Source organism: Actinotignum sanguinis (genome assembly GCF_003957255.1).
GTDB classification, from domain to species: Bacteria; Actinomycetota; Actinomycetes; order Actinomycetales; family Actinomycetaceae; genus Actinotignum; species Actinotignum sanguinis.
Map to the genome: position 1 here is coordinate 1 of NZ_QDIE01000045.1, position 11,462 is coordinate 11,462.

An 11,462-nucleotide genomic window follows, 5' to 3' on the forward strand; every position below is an offset into this window, starting at 1 on the left:
CTGCACATTCCACCGCAGGTGTCAAGGAAGCAAGCTTATTGAGGTACTCGAGCTCAATAAGGCTGACTTTTCGTTGCTATGGCAGGGCAAACCCCGGATATGAGACCCACTTTTTGTCTATTAACCCTGATTTTTCGTTGCTATACCAGGGGAAAGTCCGGGTAAGAGCAACCGTTTCTGTCTATTAGCCTGCCGATTGATTTAGGGGAGTCCGGCCGGTATATATTGCCTAGCGGACGCACATCGGTGCCCCACTCCCGAGGCCCGCAATTTTTGCGGGCGTTCGTGTTTCTCTGCTCGGAGGGGGCAACTTGTACGTTGGCTATTTTGACGAGTTTGGACATAACGGTGCGTACGTTAGTAGGTCGGATACTGCATGCAATACGCATCTTGTCTTCGGCATCGATGGATTCATTATGGCCTATAGCCCACCATCAAGCGGAAGCTTGAAAATACGTGCGGCTACTGCGCGCAGCAAAGATCTTTACCCCGAGTTCCTAGGAAAAATATCCCCGTGTTACCCAGTGCCCACCGGGCAGAAATAAATTCTCTATTTATCCCTTCTCATAGTGCCAGTTCCCGTATTTTTCAACTCCTAATTTCGATGAAACTCTCACTCCCCTTATCGTAACGGTATCGAGTGTTTTCCCCGTTTTGAATGAGCTCGATGGCGGTGGCGATGGCTTCGCGCGGGACGATGAACCATTCGCTCGGGTCGTAGTTTTTGCCCTCGTTATCGATTTGCGAGAGAGATACTTTGACGTCCGCGAAGATCTGGTGGAGCAGGTGCTCCAGCTTCGCGGCATTCACATCGTAGGTTACGTACGTGTCCACGATTTCAACGGGTGCCATGAGGTAGGTGGGTGATTGTTCCGCACCAGCGATGCGCTTTTCTACCGGCCCGCGTGAGAATCCGATCTTGTGGAGGTTACGCAGGCTGGAGATTTGCGGGTCTGTAGAGAGCGAACGCAGCACATAGATCCATCCGGTTGGAGTTTCATTCGGGTTCACTTCCTCGTCAGCCGTGGTAACGGCATCGCTTTTTTGCTGAAGCTCAAGAGCGGCTGACTGTGGTTCGACGATAATCCGACCATCTTTGCCGAGCGCGGTAGCTAGGGACTGTCGGTAGAGTGCGGATTCTGTGCCGTTTTCGAAGATGACACGGAGCCGTTGCCGGGTGCGGAGCTCGCCACCGGTGTGGTATTTCTGGTCCGCTCCTTGAGCTGCAACGAATCCCATCACTCCGCCGAGCACGAAGTAGAGCCCTTCTTGTACAGCGCTGATACCCGGGAAGGAACGTTGCTCGGCTGCGCCGGCACGCAGCTGGGCATGCTTTGCTTTGAAAAGCGGTTCGAACTGTTCGAAATCTTTGGCTTTTTCGCGTTTCGCAACTGATTCCGGCGTAGCGATAGTCCGTGGCGGCGCAGCGGGGAGTCGGGACACATCCGTGATTCCGTATCCGTCGTCCAGGAGGTTGAACTCGTCGGAAGCCAGAACATCATCAATGTTTTGCGGAGCTTCGTGCCGGGTGAGTAGCCCGAATTCGGTGTCGAGGTCCTTGAGCTTTTCGAGCTTTTCGGGATCTGCACGGATTCCCTCCAGGCGTGCTCCGAGCTTACGTTCTCCGATAGCGCGAGTGTGGGGGTCAGGTTCGCGCCCTTCTTTGGCTCGGAAATCCACGATTTCCAAGAAGGCACGTTCTAGGCGGTCTTCACTGGTGAAACGCCGCGGGGCCGGAGGTGCGTCAAGCAGCCCTTCGGTATCTGAGGCAAGGATTTTCGCGAATTCAGCTTCAAAATCGAAATCGGCCATTAGTTCTTGTCCCCCTGGGAAGCATCGGTCCCCGCGGTACGTGCCGGTACCGGAACGTCTTCGGCGTGCTTGCCGCCGCTGCGGACTGTCTCGGGTTCGCTCTGCTCAGCCCCAGCTTCAGCCGCTGCCTCGGCGGCAGCTTTTTCAGCATCCCGCTTTGCTTTTTCGCGCTGAAGTACGAGCAGGCCTTCGGCGTACATTTTCTCGGTTGGGTCTTCGCTGCGCACATCTGGGCGGCGGCCATTGACCTTGACCCAGTCGGTGATTGCCGGCCACATCTCCATCGCTTCTTCCGGCTTCAGGGTGATGCGGGTAGCGGCAATGGCATCTTGGATGATGCGCAACACCGGGCTAGAGACCTGCTTGGACATGACTTCAAAAGCCTTCTGGAAGGGGTTGATCGATTCGATAAGGTCGATATTGATCTCATCGATATCCACAAACTTGTTCCCCGCCTCCACGAAGCGCCGGTCACCCACGGTCCGCACCTCACCTGCCTTGATTACCGAGGAGACCACCACATGCTGGCGAACTTGCTCCACTTCTTTCTCGGTCAGATCCGGGTAGGTTTCGCGAATGATCCGTGGGATAAGCACCTTGTTGATAACTTCGGGTTCGGCAGCTCCGGCCGCGGCCCGCGCCACCTGGTCATCTTGGAGAATAGTGGCTTTCAAATCATCAATATCGGTGGCGATGATCTGCTTTGCCCGCTTCGTAGAAGGCTCTACCAAGCCCTTCACTTCCAGGGTGCCGGGATCTGGGGTTTCGTCCGTGTTCCGCTTGGCTCGGAAGTTGTAGTTCGGGGCAAGCACCTGCTCCATGAGCAGCGCCGCAGTGATGCCTTTGAGCACGTTATTGACGGTAAGTGTCACTTCGTTTTGGGTAGCATCCGGTTCGGCCAAAAGGTTGGTGAACTGGGCGTGGCTTTTCCCGGGGCTATCGCGGGTGACGCGCCCGATGATCTGGATGAGTTCAGTATGCGAAGCACGGTAACCAACCGTGAGGGCGTGTTCCGCGAAAGGCCAGTCGAAACCTTCCTTGGCCATCCCGAGGGCGATGATGATATCCGCGGCATCGCGATTTTTGGCGGCAACATCGGTCAGATACACCAGGGTCTTAGCGCGCGCTTTTTCGTCACTATCGTCCACAAGATCGGCCACGCGCAGCACGGCGCCGGTGTCACGCCGCCGCACAAAGATCATGCACTCATCCCCGGGGAAACGCGGCTCGACCTGCGCGACTTCTTCGGGTGAAAGTACCTCGCCAATAATGTCGAGTATCTTCCCGACTTCTTCGTACTTATCCTTGGTGGATTCCCCGGAGTTAACGGAGGGGATATGCAGAATGGTTTTCTTGTCGAGGTCGAGCACTTCCCCGATGGCATCGGTGTAACGGCCCTGGTAGAAGTGGTGCCCAATCCCCAGCGTTTTCAGGTACTGGTACCCGTTGAGTTGGTCGTAATAGTTGAAGGTGACGGGCGTGAATTTCGCTTCGTCTTTCGGGTCCAGCACGGGCACGGAGTCCCCGCGGAAGTAGGAGCCGGTCATGGCGATGATATGGGCGTCGGACTGCTCCATAATGGCGTGCAGCACGGAGCCGAGCCGGTTGTTGTCTAGGTCTGCGGAGACGTGATGGAATTCGTCAATTGCAATCACGCATCCGTTGAAGTCCTCAGGTTTGGCCTGTTCGAAGGCGAAACGCAGAGTGGCGTGCGTGCAGACGAGCGTGGCATCGGGCCCTTCCAAGAACCGCAGGAATGCGGCGACTTTCGATTCGTTGCTGCCGGGCGTGCACAGGTTGTTCGCGGGTTTGACGTCCCAGTCCGCGAAGAAGCCGTAAGTGGTGAGGTCGGTGGGCGCGAAGGAGGCGCCGATGGAGCGTTCCGGCACGGCCACGATCACCTTGCGCCGGCCCTGGTTGAAGAGCTTATCGAGCGCAATAAACATGAGTGCACGCGACTTCCCGGAGGCTGGCGGAGCTTTGATAAGCAGATACTGGGAGGCGCGCTGTTCATAGGCACGAGCCTGCATTTCCCGCATCCCGAGCTCATCGGTGGCAACCGATTTCCCGGTTTGCGCATAGGTCACGTCCACAACGTTTTCGGTGGCCACGGCTACTTCCCTTCTGCTTCGATCATCTGCTGATACTTGGCGAACAGCACCGCGAGGCGCTCCTCATCGGATGCGAACGGGGTGCTTTTATAAAGTCTATCGACCGCTTCGTCAATTTTTTCGTGCGCTTCGCGGAGGTTGCGTGGCATGAGGTCCGGATCGTAGAGTTCCGCGAGTGTTTTTTCGCAGTGGTATTCGCGTACATCGAGTACGCGTAGCGCGCGTTTTGTGAGTTCTTCTTTCGACGACGCCGATAACTCTGGCACGGGGAAGGTGTTGTAAACCAGGGTATTCGAGTACCGGAGCCGGGTTTCGAGCTGGCCACCTACGGCGCGTAGCCAGGCCATGTGCATCTTCGAGGTCAGCAAAGCAAAAAGCCACGGCTCAGCATCATAAATAGCGAAGGCTGCATTCGAAATAACGGTGTCCGGACTCAGGTACCCGATAGGAACATAGTCACGCCGTTCGGAAGAGACGCTGGGCACGATAATCGAGTCGGTCGGCCTGTAGCGGATTTCATCGAAACTCCAGGGAATACTAGCGAGATTTTGCGTCGCTTTTCTCACGCTAGCCAAGCGCATCTGGGTGACACGCTCAAATCTGCGCTTCACCTCAGGGATAGTGCGTGCCTCATCGTAATTGTCCTTGGTGAACCAGAGGCAAAAACGGTCTTTTCCGTTGATAAATTCTGCAGCACCGATAAAGCTTTTCACAGAATCAGCGAGGTGCGGGTAGCGGGTGAGAATTTCCTCCGCCTCTAGCGGGGAAAGAACAAGATTCCCTCCGTCACGCGGTAACGAGCCCAGTGTCATCGGGGGGAGAAAGCGGCACAACGGCTGCCCGGTTTTTTGTCGGACAACGATAGATTTCCCCTCGACAAGGTAAGGATTGATATTTGAGGCTTCTACTTGTATATCCCCGGAAAAAAGGTATTTCTTTTCCAGACTTTCATTCCGCAAGCTAATGACAGCGACGGTCACTCCCGCATTGTGTGATGCGTTATTCGTCCATTTAAACGAGGGGTAGGCATACCCGATCTCGATACCTCCGGTAAAGACATCCGGATATAGGAGTTCGACTTGGAGGCCCTGGAAAATAGAGTTGGTGGTAACGAATGCCAATTTGGCGTTCGTTCCCTTAATATACCGCGAGCCCTTGATGAGCCACAAACAAACATAGTCGAGATCCTTGGGATATTTGGGAGAATCGAAGACGTACGTGAAGTCCTCTTTTTGTTCGGCGGTCTGTTTTTTGGATCCTACATAGGGTGGGTTGCCGATTAAATAAATTTCGTCGGTGCCGTTGTTGGGGCACACCTCGTTCCAATCCAGGCGGGTGGCGTTGCCGTGCACGATGTGCCCGGTTTCCTTGAGCGGGATGAGGGGAATATCCAGGCCGAACTTGGCTTTGAACTCCTGATTCATCTGGTGCTTGGCGATCCAGAGGGAAAGGATGGCCATCTCCACGGAGATGTCATCAATCTCGATGCCGTAGAAGTTCTCAATGTTGATAACCGAGGACCCGAAGCCCAGGGTTGCAGCGCCGAGCTTTTCTTCTTCACCCATGCCGAGCAGGCCCCAGCGGCCCGCCGACGACAGAGAATCAATGCGATCCAGGATGGCGTGCTCGAGCTTGCGTAATTCCTTATATGCGATAACTAAAAAGTTGCCGCTGCCGCTAGCTGGATCAAAAAGCTTAATTTTTGAGATGCGGGTAAGCAGCTTCTTGAGCCGGGGCACCGATTCGCAGGCTTTGTCATATTCATGCCAGAGCTCATCCAGGAAAAGCGGCTTGATGGTTTTGAGAATATTGGGCACCGAGGTGTAGTGCTGGCCCAGGTTGGCACGCTGGTCCTTATCAACCACCGCCTGGAACATAGAGCCGAAAATATCCGGGTTGATTTCCGACCAATCCAGGGTGCCGAGCTCCAGTAGCGAATCGCGCGCGTGCTTGGTGAATTGGGGGACTGTCAAAGAGGCGGCGTCGTCGTTATTAATACGGAAAAGGCGACCGTTGACGTACGGGAAGTCCTGCAAATAGACGGGTTTATCCGCGGGGCTGGGGGTGTCGAGCGCGTGGAAAAGTGCGGTGAGGAATGCGGCGGTATCGGAGCCGTCGCGCTGGGTGTGGGAGCCGACCGCGCTGGTGAACTGGCCTTTTGCGAAGATGCCGGTGTCCTCCGCGAAGAAACAGAAGAGGAGGCGAGTGAAGAAGATATTGAGGCTGTGGGGAGATTTGTCCTCATGGAAGAGGGTGGGGTTGGCGGAAAGGAGTTCGTCGTACACCTTGCTCATGTGTTCGGCGGCGCGGCGGTCCGCGTGGGTATCCGAGGAGAAGTGCTGTTTCTCCATATTCGCCCAGGGGAGGAAGAAGGTGAAATCGTCTGCCAGTTTGGCGAGGGGGATGCTGAGGGAATCACCGGTTTTGGTGTCGATTGCGGCAAGTGATTCGTAATTCGTGGCGATGACGAAGCGGGTATTGAAGCGCAGCGCAGTATCGCTCTCTTTCATTTCCAGGGCCGCGGACGTGAGGTTATCGCTGGTTTCGGCCAGGTAGATTTTGTTTTTCCACACGATATCGCGCTCCGGGTTTGCCGCCACGTTGAGCGAGCTGGCGGTGGTGGAACGCAGGCGCGTGACGCTGGATTTGGAGATGCCGTAGGCGAGGAGGAGGTCGAAGAAGAAGTCACGGGTGAAAGGTGCACGGGAGGTGAGTTTCTTGACGTGCTCCTCAATACTCTGGAGAGTGATGGCCACGGCCGGCTCCTTTCGCGGACGGGCCCGGGCGCGGCGCGGGTGCTGCTGCGGCTCGGGCGGTACGTTCCTATCTTAGAGGGGGCTTGCGACAGAAATATCGTACGGCAGTGTTTTCGTGCAGCCGGTGGTTTTGGCAGGAGATATAAGCGCTGGCCGAATGATCACCCATTTTTGATTGGGTGAAATGACTTAGGCACTGCACGAGAGGCATTCCCAATCATGACAATGCAAGTTATAATATAACCATGGAAAGTCATGCGAAGCAGCTTGTAACTATCGAGAATATTCGCGATCTCGCCGCTGTTGTCACCGATTCCGTTGGGGAGATTCTCACCACGGGAATGGCTGGGGCCTTGGCTGATTCGGAGAGTCGGTTGAATGGCCTCCCATACTCGAAATATCCATATCTTTTTCCACTGTTGGCCCGAGCGGAGCTCCGCGAGTTTCTTTTAAAAGCGGACCTTCCGGTGGGGTGGTGTGTCACGGGGCAACCGCAGTTAATGGGGCAACTTATGTTGGTGAATCACGACCTGGGTCTTCTGGTACGTGTGCTGAAAGAGTGCCCTGTTATGCCAGGAAAAGTTCCTGCCGCCGGGCACAATTTGGCAAGGCGGACGTCCTGGACCATCGAAGAACAAATGGAGTTAGATTTTCCGGGCAATGAAGAATTGTCGCGAACTGCGACGCCATACAGATTCCTTTATCTATGGGACTACCATGATATCGAAGATCGTCTCGGTGGCTTTGATTCTCGCTTGGTAATGACCAGCAAACCTGGGAAATATGGGGCTCCAGTTCCCTTGCTATTGTCGATCCCGATTTCGACCGTGCTCACGGTGGACGAAAGAGAGGAGTGGCGGTACGCCAGTGAAGATAGTAGCTACGACTATTATGGAGGCAATCAAATGGTAGTCCGGCAAACGGAGAATTAGGGTGCAGCCAACAAGGGATGGCTGGGTTCGGGCCGAGAGGCTTCGGGCTCTAAAAGATATCACAGGAGTAAATCAGCAGGAGCTCAGTGATTTGCTGGGCGTGAGCCAACCCTTTATCTCCAAGGTTCTCCGGAAAGAAAACGTGCTTTCAGAGGAGCACGCGGTGCGGGCCGCGCAGAGCTTCCACGTGCCACTGTCTTTCTTTGCGGTAGATGATTCAAAGTTCGCCAACACAACCGCGACTTTCCGTAAATCCAGTACTGCCACGGTCACCGCTGAGCGCGCGGTCAATCAGCTCGCGCGAGAGGTTAACCGTGCCTGGGATGCGCTATCGCGAGAATCCGGGTACCTCGATTTTCCCAGTACCGATTTGCTCGCCGCGGGTTTGAGTGTGGAAAAGGCTGCTAAACAGATCCGTGAGGTTCTCGGGCTCAGTGCCACGGAACCGATTCGGAGTGTCACCCATATCCTCGAACTGCTCGGGGTTGCGGTGGTGTACCCGCTACTTGAGAATGCGGAAGATGCCGGGCACCTCGCGATTTCTCTTCCGAGCAGGGAAAATACTCGTCCAGCGGTCAGCATTGTGCATCGTACGGAAGGCGCACGCCAGCGCCTCACGCTCGCTCACGAACTGGGGCACCTGCTTTTCGATCAGGATCTTACCCAGCCGATTCCTTCCACCCGCGCGCCGCAAGAACGTCGCGCTTACGACTTCGCGGGGGCGCTTTTGCTTCCGGAATCCGTGGCGCGGGCGTGTATCACTGAAACGACGCCGCTACGTGGCTTGCTAGACATTAGGCGAGAATACGGAATTAGCGTGGCAGCCACTGCTGTGCGCGCCGAGCGCCTCGGGATCATCACGCAGCGTCGTTTCCGAAGCCTACAGATCCAGATGGCCAATGCCGGCTGGCGCAAACGCGAACCGGTGATTGTCCCTCCGGAAAAGCCGTCCCTCTTCAGGCAAGCCGCGGAGCGAGTATTCGGTAAGAAAGCCCTGGCTTTTAGAATGTCCGAAGCTTTGGGCCTCAAACCCGAGTGGATTAATTCGTGGCTGCATCTCGATTCTGCTTCCCACACCGCCACTGCTGCCTCGGATTGCTCCGGCAACGCTGGCGAATCTCCAGTTATCCAGCTGCGCCGGAAACGGAAATAAGCAGAGTGAAAAGAGGATCAGCCCACACCAAGAAAACTTGGGCAGGCTGAACTATTGGCTTGACCTTAGCACGCAAGTCTGTGTGCGTTCAAGTGAATTACTTCGTGTTTGCATCTCTGGCGCCGATACGCGAGCCGCGCCCATTTAGAGGCCTTTACGGATTTTGCGGAGTTCGTGCATTGCTGCTTCGACATCTTCGGGAGTCTGATCATAAAGACCCAACTCGTACGTAATATCTGAGATATCGTCCAGCGCTTCCTTTGCTACCTGCCGTTGCTTTTCGCGATACTTCAGAACATCGGAGAGCATGAGGCGGCGATGGGTGGTAATTTTCCGGAATGGTATCGCGCCTTCCTCGCATAGCTTCACCACGGTTGGGCGAGTCATATTCAAAAGGTCGGCAGCTTCCTGAGTGGAAATTTCCCTATCCCCATCCGGTTCCTCCTGCACGGCCATCAAAATCTGCGTGCGTAGCAGGGGTGGGATCTCGATAGTGACGCCGTCAAAGGTCAATCCAACCCTGCGCGACTTAGCGAGAAGCCGGCGGATACGATCCATGATCTCCCGATCAATCTGCGCGGTTTTGTTGTCATGTGTAATCGTCATGTCACACCTCCTTTTCGTTTCTTTCGTTTCTAGTGTAGCGGGCCTCGCGAGGGGAGAGAAGAGTGTATGCCTGCGAGGCTCTACTCGGGTCTCGCCTAGAGAGGGAACCTCGCATCGTTCCCGCGGAACCCGCATCGCGCCCGCCTTGGCTGACCCGCTACGATAGGGCACATGGCTCAAGTTCCGGTCTCCGCTATTCATCCTGTTGCCCCTGACCACCTGGGCGCCGTCGCCCTTTTTAGTGCGCCCATTGACGTGCGCGCAGCGCTGGAACGCGTGGAAGTGGACGGCCAGTCCCTCGATGTCCACCTGGATGAGCTCCCCGGCGGGCAGGTATTCAATTTCCTGGCCAGTGGCGTAACTGTGTTGCTCACGCCCGTCTCCGGGCCGGCCGCGCTGGAAGGCGCCACCCCGCCGCACGCCTTCCACGTGATGATGACGTTCTTCTCCGATATGGCGCGCTCCGGGGAGGACATGCCCGACCCGGTGAGCGACGAGTTCGCGGCGCGGCGTCGTACCTCCATGCACACGCTACACCGGGTGTACACGGCCGTAATCCGTTCCCTCATGGGCGAGGACGCCGCGGTGGGCGTGGCGCGCCCCGAGCTGGGCATCATCTATCCCGCCGATGTGGTGACCAGTTATCGGATCGACGCCGCAGACCCGTTCCTGCTGTGGATTTACGTGCCCATGCGCGCCGGCGAGGTGGTGTCCGGGCGGACCGTGGGGCTGCCGCTATTCGGGCACCTCGACCTTGAGGTGAACAACAGCCACCGCCCGCGCGAAGCCGTGTACGAACTGCTCGCGAACACCGCCGGATATATTATTTCCGACGGCGCAACCCTCATGCCGGGGCAAACTCTAGGCACTGCCGCTGATGAGTCCATCGCCATCGCCCAGGGCCGTGACGGTGACACCCCCACGCTGCGGTTGCTTTACTAGATGAGAAAACAAAAGGAGGGGTACCGCAGCCCCTCCTTTCATGAGCCCCAACTTTCTTAGTGCCAGTCAAGTGATGGCAGCGGGGGCCGCTTCCAGGTGGTTGGTAGGCGGAACTCCGCCTTCCACTGGCCGCTATCCGGCCCGGTACTGGGCCGAACCATCCAATAATCTTTGGCCGTGTAGCCTTTTTCGAGCCCCCGTTTCATAACTATCCCCAATTCATCACCGGGAAGGAAAAACGTGTCCTCATCTGTGCTCCAGAGGTACTCTTCTTCATCATCCCACTCGTTTTTAAGGGGGACTCCCCTGTACCCATTCACATCTCCGGAGCCCTCGTTGAGGTAGGGCTGTGAGATGCACCCATCGAGTTTTTTATAGGGATTTTTCCCCACAAACGTCAAGGAAAATGTTGCGTCCCACCCAGACTTCTTATTTTCGTATTCGAGGAGATCCTCAGGCAGGATGTCGAGACGCCACCATGAGTCTTTGACGCTGATGGCATGAGGATATAGGGACATTGCATGCATCATGGCGGAAACCATGACGGACGTGCTCACACCTGTTTCTTTGGCATAAAGCCCATCGCGAGGCGGGAAATCGGCCTCGAAAGTGGACTGTGGAGTTTCTAGGGTAATGACATCATTCTTTGTGTCAAAAGTGAGACGAATCGCGTCCACGGGCCACACCTTTCTTAGTAAATCCAATCCCCGCTCATCGTGAAGATGAAATCGTCACCGGGATACTTGCTGAGCTTGACGCAGCCGATAATGAAATCGACCAGCGGCCAGATACCGAGGGTGAGCCAGGAAAGGAAAATCATGGCGATGCCCAGACCTACCTGGCCGCGTAGGAAACGGTGCACGCCGAATCCACCCAGGAAGAATGACAGAAGCACGTAAACAATCTTGTTGACCGTGCGGAATTGCGGTTCTTGGTAGTAGTACGCGGGTGGTGGTGTGGGGTAGGTGTTCTGCTCCGGCGCCCACTGGTTGCCGGGCTGTGGGTACGGTTCGAAAGCGCTCAGGTTGCGTCCGTTAGTGTGGTGTATCTGTATCCCGCGGTGATCCTCGTGTCGGTATACACAAAGGCGACCATCGCGGGTACCTTTCGAATCAACTCCTACCTATCCTCGAAAGGAGATACCCCGCAA

At 56.0% G+C, this 11,462-nt stretch carries 9 protein-coding genes; 3 read left to right on the forward strand and 6 right to left on the reverse strand.

Going from position 1 to position 11,462, the window contains the following annotated elements:
- Positions 1-588: 588 nt before the first annotated feature.
- The 3 genes from DDD64_RS08385 to DDD64_RS08395 are packed head-to-tail and all read right to left on the reverse strand — an operon-like array spanning position 589 to position 6,679.
- Complete coding sequence (locus DDD64_RS08385) at positions 589-1,812, reverse strand: GIY-YIG nuclease family protein (protein ID WP_126135916.1); 1,224 nt, start codon at positions 1,810-1,812, stop codon at positions 589-591.
- Positions 1,812-3,923: a DEAD/DEAH box helicase gene (locus DDD64_RS08390; RefSeq protein ID WP_126135917.1), complete on the reverse strand. Its 2,112-nt coding sequence runs from the start codon at positions 3,921-3,923 to the stop codon at positions 1,812-1,814. Before DDD64_RS08390 ends, DDD64_RS08385 begins: the two co-directional genes overlap by 1 nt.
- Before the next feature lie 2 nt (positions 3,924-3,925).
- Positions 3,926-6,679 carry a class I SAM-dependent DNA methyltransferase gene (locus tag DDD64_RS08395; protein WP_126135918.1) on the reverse strand — a complete coding sequence of 918 codons (2,754 nt, stop codon included), beginning with the start codon at positions 6,677-6,679 and terminating at the stop codon, positions 3,926-3,928.
- A gap of 245 nt (positions 6,680-6,924) precedes the next feature.
- Between DDD64_RS08395 and DDD64_RS08400 the strand changes: the two genes are divergently transcribed.
- Complete coding sequence (locus DDD64_RS08400; RefSeq protein ID WP_126135919.1) at positions 6,925-7,611, forward strand: hypothetical protein; 687 nt, start codon at positions 6,925-6,927, stop codon at positions 7,609-7,611.
- A 1-nt stretch (position 7,612) separates the two neighbouring features.
- Positions 7,613-8,764, forward strand: a complete 1,152-nt coding sequence (locus DDD64_RS08405) for an XRE family transcriptional regulator (RefSeq protein WP_338119688.1) — start codon at positions 7,613-7,615, stop codon at positions 8,762-8,764.
- A 144-nt stretch (positions 8,765-8,908) separates the two neighbouring features.
- Here the strand turns inward: DDD64_RS08405 and DDD64_RS08410 are convergent, their stop codons facing one another.
- The gene (locus DDD64_RS08410) at positions 8,909-9,370 is read right to left on the reverse strand and encodes a helix-turn-helix domain-containing protein (RefSeq protein WP_126135921.1); all 462 of its coding nucleotides are present in this window, start codon (positions 9,368-9,370) and stop codon (positions 8,909-8,911) included.
- A gap of 171 nt (positions 9,371-9,541) precedes the next feature.
- Here DDD64_RS08410 and DDD64_RS08415 point away from each other — a divergent pair, with 171 nt between their 5' ends.
- On the forward strand, positions 9,542-10,312 hold the full coding sequence (locus tag DDD64_RS08415) for a DUF4261 domain-containing protein (RefSeq protein ID WP_126135922.1): 771 nt from the start codon (positions 9,542-9,544) through the stop codon (positions 10,310-10,312).
- Positions 10,313-10,368: 56 nt separating this feature from the next.
- Here the strand turns inward: DDD64_RS08415 and DDD64_RS08420 are convergent, their stop codons facing one another.
- Complete coding sequence (locus DDD64_RS08420; protein ID WP_126135923.1) at positions 10,369-10,989, reverse strand: hypothetical protein; 621 nt, start codon at positions 10,987-10,989, stop codon at positions 10,369-10,371.
- A gap of 14 nt (positions 10,990-11,003) precedes the next feature.
- Positions 11,004-11,366 carry a TM2 domain-containing protein gene (locus DDD64_RS09150; RefSeq protein WP_320755695.1) on the reverse strand — a complete coding sequence of 121 codons (363 nt, stop codon included), beginning with the start codon at positions 11,364-11,366 and terminating at the stop codon, positions 11,004-11,006.
- Positions 11,367-11,462: the final 96 nt, after the last annotated feature.

Bases quoted from the DNA above. Each gene is read 5' to 3' on its own strand.
- DDD64_RS08385 (WP_126135916.1), bottom strand. From the start codon at position 1,812: ATGGCCGATTTCGATTTTGAAGCTGAATTCGCGAAAATCCTTGCCTCA.
- DDD64_RS08400 (WP_126135919.1), top strand. From the start codon at position 6,925: ATGGAAAGTCATGCGAAGCAGCTTGTAACTATCGAGAATATTCGCGAT.
- DDD64_RS08410 (WP_126135921.1), bottom strand. From the start codon at position 9,370: ATGACGATTACACATGACAACAAAACCGCGCAGATTGATCGGGAGATC.
- DDD64_RS08415 (WP_126135922.1), top strand. From the start codon at position 9,542: ATGGCTCAAGTTCCGGTCTCCGCTATTCATCCTGTTGCCCCTGACCAC.